Origin of the sequence: Xanthomonas theicola (assembly GCF_014236795.1) — a bacterium.
GTDB classification, from domain to species: Bacteria; Pseudomonadota; Gammaproteobacteria; order Xanthomonadales; family Xanthomonadaceae; genus Xanthomonas_A; species Xanthomonas_A theicola.
Genome location: NZ_CP049017.1, coordinates 1,154,058 through 1,172,179, shown reverse-complemented (window position 1 = coordinate 1,172,179; position 18,122 = coordinate 1,154,058). Strand labels below are relative to the sequence as shown.

Here is an 18,122-nt window from a genome sequence, read left to right as displayed (position 1 = left end):
CGAGTCCCGAGTCCCGGCTTCAGAACGGCAGCTTCATGCCCGGCGGGATCGGCATGCCGGCAGTGGCCGCGCCCATCCGCGACTTGGACTCGGCGTCGATCTTGTTGGACGCATCGTTGAAGGCAGCGGCGATCAGGTCCTCGGCCATCTCCTGATCGGAGAGGATGCTCGGATCGATCCGCACCTTGCGGCACTCCTTGGCGCCGGTCAGGGTCACGCTGACCATGCCGCCGCCGGCGCTGCCGGTGACTTCCAGCTGGGCCAGTTCTTCCTGGGCGCGCTGCAGGTTTTCCTGCATCTTCTGCGCCTGCTGCATCAATTGGGCGATGTTCCCGCGCATGCGTGTCTACTCTTGGTAAGGGCGGATGGAATCGGGCACGACCCGAGCGCCTTGCTGCTGGATCAGCGCTTGCACCGCCGGGTCGTGCAGGAACGCGGTCTCGGCCGCGGTCTGGCGCTCGCCGCGTTGCCGGTGCGAGCGCTCGTGCAGGGTCTCGGCATCGACCGCGATGCCGCTTTCGATCACGATCTTCGGCCGGCTGCCCAGCGCATCGGTCAGGGCCGCGGCCAGTTCGCCGAGCGAGCGCTCGGATTGCAGGTATTCGAAGCCCGGCGACAGCGACAACCGCAGCACGCCGTCGGCGTGGCTGACGAAGGCCGAATTGGCGGCGAGCTGCCGCGACGGCCCGGTCAGGCCGCAGTCGGCGACCAGTTCCAGCCAGTCCTCGGCCACGTGCAGCACGCGCGCCGCGCTGGTGTCGGGCGGCATACGCGCAGTGGTGGCGGCCAGCGGCGGCACCATCGCCATTTCCGGCTCGGCCGCGGGCGCAGGAGCCGGCGCGACCGGCACCATGGTCGCGGCTGGCGATGATGCAGGTGCCGCGGTTTCCCATGGCGGGTCCAGCACTGCCGCCGCTGCGACAGGCGCGGGCGCGAGTGCCGGCATCGCAGCGGCCGGTACTGGCGCCGGCGCCATCATCGGTGCGGCGGGCGCGACCGGTGCGGCGACGGACGGCGCGGCGACGCTGGGGGAAGCAGCGGCAGACGCCGCGGACACCGGCACCGCCGTCATGCGCCCTTCCGTGGTCGTGTCTGACCCGGACGCGGCCGGCAACGGCGCCGCGCCCGCCGGGCGGAACGCCAGCATGCGCAGCACCGCCATCTCGAAACCGGAGCGCGGACTCGGCGCCAGGTACAGGTCGCGGCGCCCGTTCAAGGCCATCTGGTACCACAGCTGCACGATTTCCGGACGCAGGCGTTCGGCGAACGGCGCCGGGTCCAGGCCATCGAGACCGGCCACCGCCGCGCCCGGCACCAGCTGCCGCACCTGGATCCGGTGCAGCGCCTCGGCCAGCGCTTCCAGCACTCCGCTCCAATCCGGCGAGAACTCGGCCAGCCCGACGACCACCTGCAGCAGCCGCTGCCCGTCGCCATCGGCCAGCGCCTCGAGCATCGCCCCGACCTGGGTGCGGTCGACCGTGCCCAGCATCGCCCGCACCACGTCGTCGCGCAGCGCGCCGCCAGCGTAGGCAATGGCCTGATCGAGCAGCGACAGGCCGTCGCGCAGGCTGCCATCGGCGGCCTTGGCCAGTTGCACGATCGCCGAGGCATCGACCTCGATCTGCTCGGCGGCCAGGATCTTGGCCATCTGCCCCTGGATCTGCTCCTCGTCCAGGCGCTTGAGGTTGAACTGCAGGCAGCGCGACAGCACCGTCACCGGCAGCTTCTGCGGGTCGGTGGTGGCGAGCAGGAACTTGACGTGCTCCGGCGGCTCTTCCAGCGTCTTCAGCAGCGCGTTGAACGCCGCCTTGGACAGCATATGCACTTCGTCGATCAGGTAGACCTTGTACTTGCCGCGCGACGGCATGTACTGCGCGTTCTCGATCACCTCGCGCACGTCGTCCACGCCCGTGTTGGACGCGGCATCGATCTCCAGCAGGTCGATGTAGCGGCCGGCGTCGATGTCCAGGCACGCCGGGCACTGCCCGCATGGGTCGGCGCTGGTGCCCTGCTCGCAATTCAGCGACTTGGCGAAGATACGCGCGATGGTGGTCTTGCCGACGCCGCGGGTGCCGGTGAACAGGAAAGCGTGGTGCACCCGCCCGCTGTCCAGCGCATTGCTGAGCGCGCGGACCACGTGCTCCTGTCCCACCAGTTCGGCGAAACGCTTGGGGCGCCACTTGCGGGCGAGGACGAGATAGGACATCAGGCAACCGTCTTCATCTGAACCGCCATTGTGCCACGCCGCGCCGCGCCGATCGTTCAGCGGCAGCCGCGACCGGCCCGTGGGCACGGTGCGGACAGCGACGGGCCGGCGCTTTTCCGCGATTCGGGAACCGGCAGCGGCGGCATGCCCCGCCGCCGCGGGCCATTCGCCTTGTTAACGGCGCCCGCGACGGCTAGAATCCCGCCCCTGCCCTGTCGTCGGCTACCTCGCGCCGGCAGGCCCGGAGAGGTGTCCGAGTGGTTGAAGGAGCACGCCTGGAAAGTGTGTAAGCGTCTAAACCGCGCTTCGGGGGTTCGAATCCCCCTCTCTCCGCCAGACTCTGCAAACCCCTGAGAAATCAGGGGTTTTGCTTTTCTGGGCCTAGCAAGGGGCAGGACACAAATCGGGACACATCCCGATGAGAGTTCCCCATCACTTGATCAAGACGCCAGCGGGCTTTTCGTTCCGCCAGCGCGTGCCCGTCGATCTCCAGCCCCTCCTGGGCTGCCGAATTCTCAAGCGAAGCCTTCGAACGCGCGAAATGCGCAGCGCCCAAGCTTGCGCCCTGATCCTGGCCGCCCGCTATGCTGAGGTCTTCAGCTCCATCAGGAAGAACGGCATGGGCGAGAAGACGGCAGGGCAATGGCTCCAGGAGCTTCGGGGACAACGCCTCCAGGACTACACCCTGAAACGAGACGCCAACGGCACCCTGCGTATCCAAGCGGAGCCAGGCGAAGACACTGAGGCGCTGACTCGCGCCATTGAAAGCATCGGCCGGGTCAACCCTGCGTTCTTCGGCGCGATAGCCGCCCCGGCAGTTCCCTCCAAGCCCCAGCCCAGCAAAGTCCTTTCGCTGATGGAAGCGCGCGACCTTTGGCTCAAGGCCATTGCCCCAGACACCATCCCCAAGACCTACACCATCAAGAAGTCGGCGATTGACGGGTTCGTGCGCACAACCGGCCGTGACTACCCTTTGCCAAACATCAACCGGATCGACCTGTCGAACTTCTATCAGTCGCTCGCAGATGCTGGCATCTCAACCCCGACCAGAGTGAACAAGCAGTCTTATCTGGGTGGCTTCTTCGACTGGTTGATTGCCGCTGGCTACTACACAGACAGCAATCCGGCCCGAAGCCATGTCTCATACGGCAATAGCGCCAAGCGTAAGCGGCGCAAGCTGGGCTTCAAGGCCTTCGACCTGAAGCAGATCAACAGCCTGTTCGCCCCCTCTGCGTTTGCCACCTTGTCACCCGCCGCGCGCTGGGCAGCCTTGCTGGGGCTGTATACGGGCGCCCGTGCCTCTGAGGTAGGACAACTGCTTGTAAGCGATGTGCAAACGGAGGGAGGCGTGGCCTACATCCATATTAATGACGACGGCGAGCACCAGCGCCTTAAGAACCTGTTCACGATCTTTTGAGTAGTAGTAGTAGTGTCAGGAATGCCAGGTGGATGAACTGCAAGCTGCTGTTGAGCTCACGCTCGCAGTTCTTCCATAGCCTTCGGTTCTTTTCCAGCCACGCAAAGCTGCGTTCGACGATCCAGCGCTTGGGCATGACCTTGAAGGTGTGCAGTTCGCTGCGTTTGGCGATCTGCACCGTGACTTGCTTGCCCAGGATCTCTCGTACGCCTTCGGCGAACGGTTCTGCGGTATAGCCGCTATCGCACAACAGGCTTTGCACGTGTCCCAGGTTCGGCTTGCAACGATCCAGGGATTGGAGCGCGCCTTTGCGGTCGGTCACTTCCGCCGTTGGACCGGCCAGATTTCCGTAGACACTCAGTCGCCGCTCTGCGCGTAGCGCCTTTCAAACTCTACCGGTGACACGCCGCCAGCGGAACCATGCCGGCGGATCGGGTTGTAGAACATCTCGATATAGTCGAACACGTCCGATGCCGCCATGGCGCGTGTCGGGTAGATCCGACGCTTGATACGTTCCTTCTTCAAGACGCTGAAGAAGCTCTCGGCCACGGCGTTGTCATGGCAGTTCCCGCGTCGGCTCATGCTCGGCACCATCCGGTGCGCCTTCAGGAACGACTGCCAATCGCTGCTGGTGAACTGCCAGCCCTGGTCGGAGTGCACCATCACGCCAGGACCGGGCTTGCGCCGCCACGCCGCTGCCACCAGTGCCTGCAGCACCAGATCGCTGGTCATTGTCGAAGCGGTTGCCCAACCCACGATCTGGCGCCAATACAGCTCCATTACCGCTGCCAAGAACAGCCAGCCCTCGTAGGTGCGGATATAGGTGATGTCCGTGACCCAGACCTTGTTCGGGGCCTGCGGAATGAAGTCCCGGTTGAGCACATTCGCCACCACGCCGACCGGACCTCCCCGCTAACGCGGCTTGCTGCCGTAGCCAACCTGCGCTCGCAAGCCTTCGGCCTTCATCAAGCGCCGCACCCGGTGACGGCTGCAACGCTCGCCGGCCTCACGCAGATCCAGGGTGAGCTTGCGATAGCCGTACACCGCGCCGCTGGCCAGCCAGTGGTGCTTGATCAGGCCCAGCAAGCGCTGGTCCTCGCGTTCGCGGACGCTGGTGCCGTTGCGCAGCCAGGCCTAGTAACCACTGCGATGCACGCCCAGCACCCGGCACATCGTCGCCAGACGAAACTCCCGGACGTGCGCACGCATGAACGCGTACTTCGCCCTTACCCCTTGGCAAAGTACGCGGCGGCTTTTTCTAGGATGTCGCGCTCCTCGGTTACCCGCCTCAGTTCGGCCTTGAGCCGGCGAATCTCCGCTGAGTCGGTCGACGCCGCTGCAGCGCCGGCTGCCGGCGCCATCTTCCTGGCGGCCTGCACCCACCCGTATAGCGTGTGCTTGGGAATCCCGATTCGGGAGGCCACATCCACCACCGTGAAGCCGCGTTCGATCACCTGCTTCACCGCCTCGGCCCGGAACTCATCCGTGTACTGCTTGCTGTTGCCCATAAACACCTCGGTCATTGCCATCAATTATGGCGTCCGGATGTCTACGAAAGGCTGGCCGGTCCAGTCAGCGTGCCGCAGCCTGCCGATACAGGCTGGTCGCAGTCCTTCTCGACCCTCAACAACCAAAGCGCGAAGTTGCCGGTGTGGTGGGCCTTCATGCATGCGCTTTCGCGCGCTGTCACGGGCGCCTCGGTTGCCGCAATCCCCTGCGGCACCGATCTGCGGCAGATGCGGATGGAGATCGACGCCACGCGCATCGACGATCCAGTGCTGGCGCAGGAAGTGGCGGATTTCTCGCACGACTGCTACGGGCCGGCCCGCGCCAAGTTGTTCATGCAGCGCCCGCAGCTTGACGAAGAGCAGATGCACGACGTCACCTGGATCGGCTCGCGCTTCTTTACGGACACGGCTGGCTACTACGACAGCTATCGCGCCAGCACTCCGCGCGACGACTGGCCCTACGACAACAACCGCGATGCAGGGCTTGCGCAGGTGTCCAGCGGCGGCGGCTACCCGAACTGCCGGCAATGGTGGGCCGATGGCAGTAACGGCCTGCGGGCACGGCTGCTGGGCCAGGTGGACCCCAACCTGCTCACGCGGCTGACGGGCTGGGCTGGGTTCCTGAGCCGTGCCGACGTGGACGATTCGGTGATCCGCGCGATCGCCTCGCCGCGGCAACAGAAGCTCAATCAGGGCTCGGTTTATACGGACTACGGCGGTCAGATTGACAAGACATTGCCCAATGTCGTCAACCGTGCCACGAGCGATGTTGGCTTGGCGGTTGGGGCTATCGCCGCTTTCCCGGCAATGGACGTGGTGCGCCAAGCGTTGCCCATGGTGCTCGCACTGCTCAAGATGGCGTTGGTAGTCTGCATTCCGCTGGTACTGGTGGTGGGAACTTACGACATCAAGACGGTCGTCACGGTCAGCGTCGTGCAGTTCGCGCTGTTCTTCGTCGATTTTTGGTTTCAGTTGGCCCGCTGGATCGACAGCACCATCCTCGATGCGCTCTATGGGTGGGGCTGGGGCTGGAACCGGCCGCACAACAACTTCGATCCACTGGTGGGCTTGAACAATGCGTTCGGCGACATGCTGCTGAACTTCGTCACCGGGACGATGTTCCTGGTCCTGCCGACATTTTGGGTCGCGGCCTTGGGCTGGGTCGGGATCAAGGCCGGGGTGATCGCTCAGAACCTTGCCGTAGGTTCCAAGGAAGCGCGTGATAGCGCAGGGGCAGGTGTAAACAAGGTAGCCGGCAAGGTGCTGTGACGGACCGGGCAAATCTTAGTCATCGAAAGGATCGTTCGGGTCGTGAGGGTCGATCCTCTGACCGGTGGACGAATACAAGCCAAAGCCCGCCTCGCCATTGCGTAGTTCATCCTGTTGCGCCCAGCGGTCGTCTTTTCTAGCCGAATTGTCAGCCATCCATGCCGCCGCAACTCCCAGCAGGAGCAACAACGCCAGCCAGAAGGCAACGTAGAACAGCAGTCCTAGCGTAACTAGCTTGACCACCCACAACAACACGGCGACGCCCGCCATCGGCATCCCCTTGGAGGCGAGCCAACTGGACAACCTTCGCTCGCCGCGCGCAAAGGCGCGCCATCCACGGCCAACGCTGCGACCTGCGGTGCTGATACGGGTTGTCGTGTTCATGGTCGTCTCCTGCTACACGAGGATGCCTATTCCAACTTGGTCCAATTCATTCTGCTTGGGGCTTCAATGTGTTCTTTTGCTGCTTCAGGACGCTTCGTCATCCGGTTCCACCGGGTCGGGGTAGGGCTCCACGCCGATGCGATAGGTGACAACGAAACCCGGCCAATCCACATGGTCAACCAGGTCGATGTCCTTGATGACCCTGACCTTCGCTTTCGCACGCTCGAACAGGGCAATGCTCTTGGCGGGATAGTTGTTGCGCGACGGATAGAGCACCCCGTCGAACAATGGCTGGCCATCGTCGCCGACCATCGCATGCACTTGGGCCGACACCTGCTGCGTGTGCGTGTAGTCGCGGCTGGCCAACTGCTCCAGGTTCAGGCCGAAGTAGCCCGCCATGACGCCGGGTGCCGTGAGGTCGGCCAGGAGCACATCGGCCATTACTCCCACCGCGCGCACCATCCGGCCCTGGACTTCTTTCAGCGCGATCGAGCGCTTCGTGTCCGCAAGCCACTGGTGCTTGTGAAACACCGACTCCATCATCGCCGTCGGCAGGTCGCGGCCCAGGTAGAGCACGCCGTAGGCCCGCGCCGGGTCATCGTAGCGATTGGTGCTGCTGCGGCCATAGTACAGCGGGCTGCCCCGATAGACGACGCGGCTCACATGCTGGAGCAGTTCGCCGGCATCGATCAGGAACGAAGGCAACTCGTGGCTCATGGCGGTCTCGCTTCAATGCACCTGAACGCCCAGCACGTTGAACACGGCCTCGGCCACGTCGTCGATCGTGCCATGCGTCACCGCATCCACCGGCGAGCGACCGCCCAGGCCTTCGAGCGGTTCGGACAATGCACGGTAGATCGTCCAAGGATCGATGCCCTCGACCTCCTGAAGCACGGTTTGGGTCAACTGCTGCTTCACCGGGTCGAGCTGCCAGTCGGGCAGCTTCTGGCCTCGCGGCCCCACGTTCAGCGCCAGCAGCCGACGGGCGAGGATGTCCTTGTAGATCTGCTGGCGCGACTTGTCCGCCAGCTTGGCGAACTTCGCGGGCGGCAGGTTGTGCGGCTGGTTGAAGGTTTCCAGCAACACGGCGCGGCCTCGCTGGACGTCGGTTTCACTCGGCGCCCAGCGCGTCTCGGCGCGCAGCGCAGCCGTCTTACGCTTCAAGGCCTGCTCCACCGTTTCGCCTTCGAGGCTGGCGGGCAGTTTCACCGCCTCTACGCGCTCGTGAATGAACGCCTGCAACTCGGCCGCGAAAGCCGGTGCATCCCGGATTTCGACGGTATCCGCGAAGCGGCGCACATCCTCCACGGTGACGCGCGGCAGACGATCGGCAATGAATTCAATGGCGGTGGGCATGGTCATCTCCCAAGCAGGTTTGAGATAGGATTCACTATAGTCTCCTTTGTCGCTTTTGTCAACTTGGTCGCCTGAACGAGAGCCTACCTGCCGGGGTAGCGTCTCCCGCAGCATAGGCAGAGGCCAGCGCCGGGTCTCCGTCCAATCCATTCGTGCGGGTTCCCCATTGGGGCTGTAGCGGTAACCCTGGCCCCGCTATACCGAAACGGTTAAAGGCCAAAGGGCCGAAACGGCAAGGGAATGGGGTGCAAGGGGAAAGGCCCTACCTCGAAAAGGCAAAAAGGCCGCCCGGCCGGCCCACCACCAGGACACCCACATGCTTTCTCTGTTCCAGCGAAAACGGCCATCGGTCGCTACCGCGCCAGCGTCACCATCCGTCATCGATCTCCCGAAAGGGATGCTGCGGCCTGAGTTGGCCGCATCGCTGCTGGCGACACCGCGCCGGCAGAAGCTACTGGAACACATCTGGCAGCGCACGTCGCTTTCGCGCAAACAGTTCGCCACCCTGTACCGCGCACCGCTGGAGCGCTACGCCGAGCTTGTCCAGCAGTTCCCTGCATCGGAGGCCCATCACCATTCCTACCCCGGCGGCATGCTGGACCACGGCCTAGAAATCGTTGCCTACGCTCTCAAACTGCGGCAATCGCATCTGCTGCCAGCCGCCAGCCCCCCCGAGGACCAAGCCGCGCAATCCGAAGCCTGGACCACTGCCGTCGCCTACGCGGCGCTGCTGCACGACATCGGCAAGCTCGCCGTCGATCTGCACGTGGAGCTGGCCGACGGCAGCACTTGGCACCCCTGGCACGGCCCGCTGCACCAGCCATACCGCTTCCGCTACCACGAGGACCGCGAATACCGTCTGCACAGCGCAGCGACAGGGTTGCTCTACCGCCAGCTGCTGGACGCCCAACTCCTGGACTGGCTCAGTGGCTACCCGGCCCTATGGGGACCGCTGCTCTACGTCCTGGCCGGCCAGTATGAGCACGCCGGGGTGCTGGGCGAACTCGTCGTGCAGGCCGACCGCGCCTCCGTGGCCCAGGAATTGGGAAGTGATCCGGCAAAGGCGATGGTCGCACCGAAACACGCGTTGCAGCGCAAGCTGCTGGACGGCCTGCGCTATCTGCTCAAGGAAGAGTTGAAGCTCAATCAGCCCCAGGCGTCGGATGGCTGGGTGACGCACGATGCGCTGTGGCTCGTCAGCAAGACTGTCTCCGACAAGCTGCGCGCACACTTGCTGACACAGGGCATCGATGGCATTCCTTCAAACAACACCGCCGTATTCAATGTGCTGCAAGATCACGGCATCCTCCAGGCAACGCCGGGAGGCAAAGCCATCTGGAAAGCCACGGTCACTAGCAAGACCGGCTGGTCGCACAGCTTCACGCTGCTGCGCTTGGCCCCAGCACTCATCTGGGAAGCCGCAGAGCGCCCACAGCCCTTCAGCGGCACCGTGGTCGAAGAAGCATCGGGCGGCGAGCTAGTCGAGGACAACGGCAGTTCCCCCGTCGCGTCGCCCGATGCTGTCACCCTTCCTTCGTTTGTGGACGCCGTTGCCGCCCCCGCGCCGGGCCAAGTCGATGTGGTGGAAGACTTGCTGTCGTTGATCAGCGATCCGTCTCCTCCGGCAACGCCTCCTGTCGAAGATACATCCGCCAGCCTGCCGCCAGGCGAGACGGAACACACCACCATGCCGGGGCAAACACCCGATCCAGCGAAAGGCCAGCCGTCGCAGACATTGCCCTCTGCCAAACACTTCATCGCCTGGCTGAAGCAGGGCATCGAATCACGCAAGCTGATCATCAACGACGCCAAGGCGCTGGTGCATACGGTTGCCGATACCGTTTACCTGGTCAGTCCCGGCGTCTTCCAGCGCTACGCCCAGGAGCATCCGCAGATCACGGCGCTGGCTAAGCAGGAGAAAGTGCAAGAATGGCAATGGGTACAGAAGCACTTCGAGAAGCTGCTGCTACACCGTAAACAAGACAATGGATTGAACATCTGGACCTGCGACGTCATCGGGCCACGCAAATCAAGGCGGCTACATGGCTATCTGTTGCAAGATCCCAGACACCTGTTTGATGAGGTCCCGCCGAACAACCCCTATCTGCGCGTGCCCTAATGCCTTTGGCCGGATCCTGGATCCTGGATCCTGGCCTACATGCTGCGCTTTTTTACGATTTACCGTTCAGCCTGATCGTCGAGTGGGCGGGATCGCGCAGCGAACGCCTTGCGGCGGGCCGGGAATTGCCGTGGCTGGGTGTCAGATTTTTCCTACCCGGCCCGCCATACCCTTGAACTGGCAAACGACGGGCGATGACCGTACTGGCCGATGGTGGCCGGCAGTGGAAATCTGATCTTGTCTATGCCAGAGTTGGCTTTACTTGGCTCAACTGCACATAAGGACCATGGCCGCAGCAGGCATCAAGCCCGAGACGTTGGCTCCCTCCATGGAGGGCTGGCCTGTTCATGCTCCAACGAAGACACTCCAAAGGATTTCGCTTCTCTTCGTTTCCGCATTGCCCCGCTTCATCTGTTCACGTTCCCCGTCCGGCAAGCCGCCCCTGTGCCCGCTAAGGATAGTCTGATCAACGCGGTCGGAGGATGAGGCAAGCCATATCGACCACGCCCACGGCGCTCAGACCCTCGGTTTTTCGCCGTTTCCGGCGCATTTCCGGGGTATTTCCCGGATTACAGGCACACCCTCCCCACGACAGGCAGCAACTGCTTTCGCTTCAGCCACAGGTTCGACAGCGCAAACAGCGTCAGCACTTGCGCCGTGTTCTTCGCCAGGCCGCGATAGCGCACCTTGACGTAGCCAAACTGGCGCTTGATCACCCGGAACGGATGCTCCACCTTCGCCCTCAGGCTGGCCTTGGCGTGCTCCCAGCGCTGTGCCCACTTCAATTCGCGCTTGCTCTTGATCTGCTTCAGCTTCGAGGGCTTCTCCGCGATCAGATAGCGCAGCTTGCGCTTGCTCGCCATCTCCTCGCGCTTGGCCAGCCCGGTGTAGCCGCTGTCGCCGCATACCGTGTCTTCCTTGCCGTGCAGCAGCTTGTGCGCCTGGGTGATATCTGCGGCGTTGGCCGCCGTGCATTCCAAGTGGTGCACCAGCCCGGACTCATCGTCCACGCCGATGTGCGCTTTCATCCCGAAGTAGTACTGATTGCCCTTCTTGGTCTGGTGCATTTCCGGGTCGCGCTCGCCGTTCTTGTTCTTGGTCGAGCTGGGCGCGGCAATGATCGTGGCGTCCACGATGGTGCCGCCGCGCAGGCTCTGGCCCTTGCGCGATAGGTGCGCGTTGACCCGGTTGAACAGCGTGCGCGCCAGATCGTGCGTCTCCAGCAACCGGCGGAAGTTGAGGATCGTGGTCTCGTCCGGCACCTCATCCAACCCGCCGATCCTGGCGAAACGGCGCATCGACGCCGTGTCGTACAAGGCTTCTTCCGCGCCCGGGTCGCTCAGTGCGTACCACTGCTGCAGAAAGTGGATGCGCAGCATTGTCTCCAGCGGGTACGGCTGACGGCCCGGATGGCCCGACTTCGGATAGTGCGGCGCGATCAGCGCCAGCAGGTCTTTCCACGGCACCACCTGATCCATCTCGGCCAGCAACCTTTCGCGCCGCGTCTGCTTGCGCTTGCCGTTGTACTCCGCGTCGCCGAAAGACAATTGCATCGTCGTTGTCCTGTTGGGCTTTGTACGATTGTCGCAGGATCAGAGGGAGTTGTTCAGACCATCCCTAAACCTGCTATGCCCGTCCCTCTGCACGGAACAGGACTGACGAGAGCCTCCATGAACGCTTCCTCCCTCTACCCCCAGTTTGTACTCAAACGCCTTACCGCCGGCCTGCTGCTCGCCTGTGGACTGTTCGCCAGTCAGGCGCATGCGCAGTGGATCGTCAATGATCCCCAGTCCATGGCCAAGGCGGTCAAGGAATATGCCGAGCAGGCAGAGCGCTGGAAGAGAACAATCGATCAGTACCAGCAGCAGCTTCAGCACTACCAGCAACAACTCATCAAACTTCAGCGCCTCCAGTTGGGTGACTCCAACATGGCAGACAACTTCGCCGAGCGCCCGCAGGACTACGGCCTGGAGGATCGTTGCCCTGGAGCCGGCCAAAGCGGCTTGGCGGGCTTGATGCAGCAGTTCAAGGCCATACTGCCCAACAAGAATGGGGGAATGGTCGAAGAGCAGTTGAAAGTTTGCGCACGCATCGGCATGGCGCAGAACGCCCAGTACAACGAAACCGTGCGAATGCTCAAGCGATTGATCGAGCGCAACCAGCAGTTCAAGAAACAGATTGAGGCTCAGCGCGATAGCGTCGGCACCAGTCAGGGTGGGTTGGCAGCCAACGACAACGAAGTCCGGCGCTTTGCGACGAAAAACGCCATGGACCTGGACTACTGGCAGGCGCAGATGAAGGCGTATGACAGCTACATCCTCGCATTGAAAGACGATCAGTCGCGCCTGGCTCGCCGTGCGCTCGACGGCAACAAGGACGATCTTCTCGGGCAGGTCGTCCAGGCCGCGGCGTTGAAAGCCGCGCTCTCCATCAATTAATGGCGTCTTCAAATGGACGGAATCTTCCAAGGCACGATGAACTGGTTGCATGCCCTCGCGGATACGGGCGTGGGCGACTTCGTTTTCTTCAAGTTGGTTAATGATTATTTTAACAATGAGATCGACAAGTTCGGCTTGTCGTTAATGTCCAATGCCATGCGCTGGGTCAGCGTCATCGCGCTGACGGTAACCACGCTCTGGATCTTGGTGCTAGGGTATCGCATCGCGACCGGGTAATCGCGCGAGTCGGCGATGGTCACCATGGTGAAGGCCGCCAAGGTGGCAGTGATTGTCTCGATTGCATCGACCGTCGGAGCCAACGGTGCGATGCTACACAAAACGGCGACCGACAATCTGGATAAGGAGATCCACCAACTATTTACCGGTGAAGAAAACACGAGCTCCTCGGACGCCATTGACCAGAACTTGGCCTATACACAGATCGCGCTCAGCTCACTGGATGCAGTGCGCGTAGTGTCGATCGATCCGGAAGTGACAGAGAAGAAGGCTCGCGCCCTAATGTTGGCAGGATTGGGGACGGCTGGCCCGCCTATCATGGCCGGATCGATGCTCCTGCTATTCAAGTTCACAATGGCATTCTTGATTGGGATCGGGCCGATTTTCATCCTGTTCCTGATGTTCGATCAGACCAAAGACCTGTTCAAGAAATGGCTGTTCTATGTGCTCGGCACGTTGTTCTCAATGTCGATGCTGTCGGTCGTGACCGCCATGGTCTTGAAGTTCACGGCCAAGGTGGCGGTTGCCTTTTGGATGGTAAAATTGTTCTCCTTGGGCAATATGGAAGGCTTGGGATCGCAGGCATTGCAGCAAGGTTGGATTGGACTGATTATGACTGCTGTCATCGTCACCGTGCCAACGCTGGCGGCCGCTGTCTGGCAAGGCAACATGGGAACGTTTATGACGTACTCCGCATTCAATGCCTCGCCTGGGCCGCAGGGGCAACCGCCAGGGTCTTCTTATACACCAGCCCAATCTGATAAAAATGACTCCTCAGCGTCGGCCTCAGTTGTCCGCACGACGGGTCAAGGAGTATATGGGTCATCACAGGAAACGCAATCAACCGCCGCTAGCGGTTCTAGAGGCAATGCAAATCCGGGTAGCCGAATCACTTAATTAATGAAATATGCATATGACGTACAGAAAACTCCTTTGTTGTGTTGGCTCTTTTTTACTTGCAGGTAACGCCTGCGCGGAAGGTGCGTGCCCACCGGGTCAATATCCGATCGGTGGACAAGGTGCTGTTGGTTGCGCTCCAATCCCGCAAAATCAATCGATCCAGCAAGCACCTCGCCCGACAGGCAGATGGATCGAAACATGGGGGGCGATCGCCATGGGCTCAATTGATTCAATCAACAGCTATGGAGTTACTACGGGGAAGCTGTCGAAATCGGAGGCAGAAAGCGATGCTCTGCGACGTTGTGCGTCGCACGGTGAAACGAATTGCCAAATCGGGGTCGCCTACAAAAACCAGTGCGCAGCCATTGCAGAGCCACAAATGCAGGGGAAAACATTTGATGGAGGGGGCTCGACGTTCGCAGGGGAAGTGAGCATTCCAAAGGCAAGTGAAGTCGCATTGGAGAGATGCAAAAAAGCCAATGCAAATTTTTCCGTGGCAGCTTGCAAGATTATCTATACCGCATGTACAGAACAGATCTTTGAAAGATATTGATTGCGATCAAGGAAAAGGAACAGCTCGGCGAATGAGAAGAAAGCCGGGTTCTAATCCCACAAAATTCTTGCAAGGTGATTTACAAGAAGGGATGTCTAATGCTGAGAGTGATAGTGTTTTCTCTTGTGCTCGTCTTTTGGTGCCCTGCTTTTGCAGAGCAGGGGTGCCCTCCGGGGCAGTACTTAGACTCAACTTCCAAGCGCAACACCCTCTCAGCCAGTAGGGTGTATGCATGTCAAGAAGCTATCTCCACCTGAGCGCAGAAGAGCGCGCGGTACTCCAAATCGAAACGCGACGTGGTCAGAGCTTACGCTCGATATCCAGGCTGCTGGATAGAAGCCGACGTCCCCCCGGTTTTGAGTAGCACGGCGATTTGGAGTCCAATCCCCAACGAGACGGAGATTGGACGTGAAGAAGCGCTTTTCCGAAGAGCAGATCATCGGCTTCCTGCGTGAGGCCGAAGCCGGCGTGGCGGTGAAGGACCTGTGCCGGCGGCACGGGTTCAGCGAGGCCTCCTACTACCTGTGGCGCAGCAAGTTCGGCGGCATGAGCGTGCCGGAGGCCAAGCGGCTCAAGGAGCTGGAGGCGGAGAACACGCGGCTGAAGAAGCTGCTGGCCGAGCAGCTGTTCGAGAACGACGTCATCAAGGACGCCCTGCGAAAAAAGTGGTGACCGCACCGGCGCGCAGGATGCTGGTGCGGCACCTGATGGAGCGCGGGCTCCCTGAGCGGCGGGCGCTGGCCGTGGTGCGGATGAGCGCCAGCGCGCTGCGCTACGTCCCACGTCCGGATCGCAACGTCGAGCTGCGCGAGCGGATCCTGGCGCTAGCGCAGCGGCACAAGCGCTACGGCGTCGGGATGATCTATCTGAAGCTGCGGCAGGAGCAGTGGCCGGTGAACTACAAGCGGGTGGAACGGCTGTATCAGGAGGCCAGGTTGCAGGTGCGCCGGCGCAAGCGGAAGAAGGTGCTGCTGGGCGAGCGCCAACCGTTGCTTCGGCCTGGAACCGCCAACCAGGTCTGGTCGATGGACTTCGTGTTCGACCGCACCGCCGAGGGCCGGGTGCTCAAGGCCCTGACCATCGTCGACGATGCCACGCACGAGGCGGTGGCGATCGAGGTGGAGCGGGCCATCTCCGGCCACGGCGTGGCCCGGGTGCTGGATCGGCTGGCGCTGACACGGGGTCTGCCGCAGGTGATCCGCACCGACAACGGCAAGGAGTTCTGCGGCAAGACGATGGTGACGTGGGCCCACGAGCGCGGTGTGCAGCTGCGCTTGATCCAGCCAGGCAAGCCGAACCAGAACGCCTACATCGAGAGCTTCAACGGCCGCCTGCGCGACGAATGCCTCAACGAGCACTGGTTCCCGAGGCTGCTGCACGCCCGCACCGAGATCGAGACCTGGCGACGGGAATATAACGAGGAGCGACCGAAGAAGATCTTGGGCGGCCTGACCCCGGCCGCCTATGCCCAACAGCTAGCGGCCAAAGCCGCTACGATGAAACCCGGACTCTAAAGAGCCCCGCTACTGAAAGCGGGGGGACGTCGCAGTCTTGCATCATCCGGCGTCGCGGCTCCACATACTTGGCGTGGTTGTAAGCCGAACTCACCCTGTTTGGATCAGCGTGCGAAAGCTGCGCATCCACCCAAATCTTGGGATAGCCAATCTCGTTGAGCGCTGTCGAGATAGTCCCGCGGATGCCATGGCCGGTCAGTTGGTCCTCGTAGCCCATCCGCTTCAAGGCGGCATTGAGAGTGTTCTCGCTGATGCGCTTTTTGAGTTCGCTGCGGTGCGTCAGCAAGTGGCGCTGAGCAGGCCGCATGATCCCCAAGAGGTAGCGCACGATCTCAATGGCCTGAAGGGACAGCGGCACGATGTAAGGCGGAACATCCTGCGGGCGCTTGCCGGCCTTGCGCATTTCCTCCTGAAGCTGCTTGACGATCTGCGGCGGAATAATCCAAAGACCGCGGTCGAGGTCGAACTGGTCCGGGGTGGCCAGCCGTAGCTCGCCGGTACGTACCCCGGTCAGGAGCAGCAGCCGAATGCCGAGTTGCGTTTGCCAGCCACGAGGGTTGTAGAGCCTGAGCTTCTGGAGAAAGCCGGGCAGTTCGGGCAGATGCAGGTAGGGGTTGTGGCTCACCGGAGGCTTGGGCTCCGCCACCACGTCGAGGTCGGTAGCCGGATTGGCCTCCATGCCCTCCACGATGACCAAGGCGTAGCGGAACAACTGGCCCAGCCAGGTGCGGACCTTCTCGGCAGTAGTGAAAGCCTTGCGCCCCTCGATCCGCGCCAAGACGCCCAGGAGCTGAGGCCGGCGAATGTCGTAGATCGACATCTTTTCAAGGCTGGGCAGCACATCTTTCACGAAGATTCGCTTGATCTGCGTAAGCGTGCTGTTCCTGCCTTCCTTGAGTTCCTTCGTGCGATGCTCGACCCAGGCATTGAAGACCGCCTTGAACGTGTAGTCCGAGGCCAGCTTGACAGCGTGTCGCTTACGTTTGCGGTCAGCGTGCGGATTGATACCCTTTGCCAGGAGCGCGCGAGCTTCATCACGCAAGCTGCGTGCTTCACGCAGTCCGATCTCAGGGTAGGTGCCCAGAGAGATGCGCTTTTGCTTACCGAGCCAGTAGTAGCGCAGATGCCACGATTTGCCACCGGTAGTGTGACCACCAGGCCTAGGCCGTCGGTGTCGGGGATACTGTAGGTTTTCTCGGCGGCCTTGGCTTGCCGCACGGTCAGATCAAAGAGTGCCATCATCAAACTCCTAAGTCGTGAGACTTAGGCTCGATGCTGCTGGTCTTCCCGATCCAACCCCAGCAACAACCCGGAACCGGCACCGCCCGTATTCTTTGGCCTCAATTCTGGCCTCAAAAACGCTAGCTGTCGCTGGATCCCAGTGGCTTTTGCTGGAATGAAAAAGGAGCCGAAGCCCCTCTTTTCAACAACCTACAGACGCCAGTGGAAGTCTGTAGATCAATATTTGGAGCGGGAAACGAGACTCGAACTCGCGACCTCAACCTTGGCAAGGTTGCGCTCTACCAACTGAGCTATTCCCGCTTTAGGCCGGAAATTCTACCGGGAACCGGCAAGCTGTCAACCGTTGCCTTCGATTTTCTTCGCATTCTTGTCCGCCACCGCAGCGCGCTCGTCGGCGCGCAGGCTGGGCCAGGCCGCGTGCAGGTACTGGATGCCGGACAGCAGGGTCAGGATCGCGGCGATCGCCAGCGTCCAGTCGCCGACATGGAAAATGAACAAGCCCATCCACACGCTTTCCGGCGGCGAGCCGTCGGGCATCACCGAATACAGCAGGCACAGCAGCGCCACCATCTGCGCGGTGGTCTTGACCTTGCCGATCATCGCCACCCGCACCTTGGCGCGCTGGCCGATCTCGGCCATCCATTCGCGCAGCGCCGACACCGCGATCTCGCGGCCGACGATCACCGCCGCCCAGAACGCCATCCACGGCGTCGGGTGGCCCTGCACGATCAGGAACAGCGCCACCGCCACCATCAGCTTGTCGGCCACCGGGTCCAGGAACGCGCCGAACGCGGAGTACTGGTGATAGCGCCGCGCCACCCAGCCGTCCAGCCAGTCGGTGAACGCGGCCAGGCCGAAGATCGCCGCCGAGGCGAAGTTGGTCCACGTATAGGGAAGGTAGAACACCAGCACCAGCACCGGAATCATCACGATCCGCAGCAGCGTCAGCCAGGTGGGGATGGTCAACTTCATTGCGCTG

Annotated in this window: 12 protein-coding genes, 2 tRNA genes and 6 pseudogenes; 9 read left to right on the top strand and 11 right to left on the bottom strand. The window is 62.1% G+C overall.

Annotated features, from left to right (window positions below):
- Positions 1–19: 19 nt before the first annotated feature.
- Positions 20–340 carry a YbaB/EbfC family nucleoid-associated protein gene (locus G4Q83_RS05245; RefSeq protein ID WP_003479775.1) on the bottom strand — a complete coding sequence of 107 codons (321 nt, stop codon included), beginning with the start codon at positions 338–340 and terminating at the stop codon, positions 20–22.
- Positions 341–346: 6 nt separating this feature from the next.
- Positions 347–2,206, bottom strand: a complete 1,860-nt coding sequence (gene dnaX / locus G4Q83_RS05240) for a DNA polymerase III subunit gamma/tau (RefSeq protein WP_128421339.1) — start codon at positions 2,204–2,206, stop codon at positions 347–349.
- 243 nt (positions 2,207–2,449) lie between these two features.
- Here dnaX and G4Q83_RS05235 point away from each other — a divergent pair.
- Together G4Q83_RS05235 and G4Q83_RS05230 are read left to right on the top strand one after the other, a co-directional pair.
- Positions 2,450–2,542: transfer RNA gene (locus tag G4Q83_RS05235), tRNA-Ser, on the top strand.
- A 100-nt stretch (positions 2,543–2,642) separates the two neighbouring features.
- Positions 2,643–3,623 carry a DUF6538 domain-containing protein gene (locus tag G4Q83_RS05230; protein ID WP_146095461.1) on the top strand — a complete coding sequence of 327 codons (981 nt, stop codon included), beginning with the start codon at positions 2,643–2,645 and terminating at the stop codon, positions 3,621–3,623.
- Here G4Q83_RS05230 and G4Q83_RS05225 read toward each other — a convergent pair.
- Positions 3,610–3,966 (bottom strand): annotated as a pseudogene (locus G4Q83_RS05225) (transposase); the annotation flags it as partial. The gene G4Q83_RS05230 and the pseudogene G4Q83_RS05225 overlap by 14 nt on opposite strands.
- A gap of 14 nt (positions 3,967–3,980) precedes the next feature.
- A pseudogene (locus tag G4Q83_RS05220) lies at positions 3,981–5,131 on the bottom strand (IS3 family transposase).
- A 63-nt stretch (positions 5,132–5,194) separates the two neighbouring features.
- Here G4Q83_RS05220 and G4Q83_RS05215 point away from each other — a divergent pair.
- Positions 5,195–6,400, top strand: a pseudogene (locus G4Q83_RS05215) (conjugal transfer protein TraG N-terminal domain-containing protein); the annotation flags it as partial.
- Positions 6,401–6,415: 15 nt separating this feature from the next.
- On the opposite strand, the gene G4Q83_RS05210 reads toward G4Q83_RS05215, so the two are convergent.
- The 3 genes from G4Q83_RS05210 to G4Q83_RS05200 form a co-directional block, all read right to left on the bottom strand.
- On the bottom strand, positions 6,416–6,784 hold the full coding sequence (locus G4Q83_RS05210) for a DUF3742 family protein (protein WP_128421838.1): 369 nt from the start codon (positions 6,782–6,784) through the stop codon (positions 6,416–6,418).
- Positions 6,785–6,868: 84 nt separating this feature from the next.
- Positions 6,869–7,501, bottom strand: a complete 633-nt coding sequence (locus G4Q83_RS05205; RefSeq protein WP_128421839.1) for an RES family NAD+ phosphorylase — start codon at positions 7,499–7,501, stop codon at positions 6,869–6,871.
- Between the two features lie 12 nt (positions 7,502–7,513).
- Positions 7,514–8,140 (bottom strand): integrase, encoded by a 627-nt coding sequence (locus tag G4Q83_RS05200; RefSeq protein ID WP_128421840.1) that lies wholly within the window; start codon positions 8,138–8,140, stop codon positions 7,514–7,516.
- Between the two features lie 316 nt (positions 8,141–8,456).
- Here G4Q83_RS05200 and mobH point away from each other — a divergent pair, with 316 nt between their 5' ends.
- Positions 8,457–10,259, top strand: a complete 1,803-nt coding sequence (mobH, locus tag G4Q83_RS05195) for a MobH family relaxase (protein ID WP_128421841.1) — start codon at positions 8,457–8,459, stop codon at positions 10,257–10,259.
- Positions 10,260–10,828: 569 nt separating this feature from the next.
- On the opposite strand, the gene G4Q83_RS05190 is transcribed toward mobH, so the two are convergent.
- Positions 10,829–11,812, bottom strand: a complete 984-nt coding sequence (locus G4Q83_RS05190; RefSeq protein WP_185817191.1) for an IS5 family transposase — start codon at positions 11,810–11,812, stop codon at positions 10,829–10,831.
- A gap of 240 nt (positions 11,813–12,052) precedes the next feature.
- On the opposite strand from G4Q83_RS05190, the gene G4Q83_RS05185 reads away from it, so the two are divergent.
- The 5 genes and pseudogenes from G4Q83_RS05185 (at position 12,053) to G4Q83_RS05170 (ending at position 15,901) form a co-directional block, all read left to right on the top strand.
- Positions 12,053–12,697 (top strand): hypothetical protein, encoded by a 645-nt coding sequence (locus G4Q83_RS05185; protein WP_128421925.1) that lies wholly within the window; start codon positions 12,053–12,055, stop codon positions 12,695–12,697.
- Positions 12,698–12,709: 12 nt separating this feature from the next.
- Positions 12,710–13,831, top strand: a pseudogene (locus tag G4Q83_RS05180) (TrbL/VirB6 family protein).
- 16 nt (positions 13,832–13,847) lie between these two features.
- On the top strand, positions 13,848–14,387 hold the full coding sequence (locus G4Q83_RS05175; protein WP_128421923.1) for a DUF4189 domain-containing protein: 540 nt from the start codon (positions 13,848–13,850) through the stop codon (positions 14,385–14,387).
- A gap of 232 nt (positions 14,388–14,619) precedes the next feature.
- Positions 14,620–14,727, top strand: a pseudogene (locus G4Q83_RS24470) (helix-turn-helix domain-containing protein); the annotation flags it as partial.
- A gap of 68 nt (positions 14,728–14,795) precedes the next feature.
- Positions 14,796–15,901, top strand: a protein-coding gene (locus G4Q83_RS05170; RefSeq protein WP_185817403.1) for an IS3 family transposase whose coding sequence is annotated in 2 segments (ribosomal slippage) — positions 14,796–15,054 and positions 15,054–15,901 — 1,107 coding nt in all. Because the reading frame shifts where the segments join, the coding sequence is not laid out codon by codon here.
- Positions 15,902–15,935: 34 nt separating this feature from the next.
- Here G4Q83_RS05170 and G4Q83_RS05165 read toward each other — a convergent pair.
- The 3 genes and pseudogenes from G4Q83_RS05165 to pgsA form a co-directional block, all read right to left on the bottom strand.
- Positions 15,936–17,143 (bottom strand): annotated as a pseudogene (locus G4Q83_RS05165) (tyrosine-type recombinase/integrase); the annotation flags it as partial.
- Between the two features lie 224 nt (positions 17,144–17,367).
- Positions 17,368–17,443: transfer RNA gene (locus G4Q83_RS05160), tRNA-Gly, on the bottom strand.
- 36 nt (positions 17,444–17,479) lie between these two features.
- Positions 17,480–18,115 carry a CDP-diacylglycerol--glycerol-3-phosphate 3-phosphatidyltransferase gene (gene pgsA / locus G4Q83_RS05155; RefSeq protein ID WP_128420214.1) on the bottom strand — a complete coding sequence of 212 codons (636 nt, stop codon included), beginning with the start codon at positions 18,113–18,115 and terminating at the stop codon, positions 17,480–17,482.
- Between the last annotated feature and the right edge of the window lie 7 nt (positions 18,116–18,122).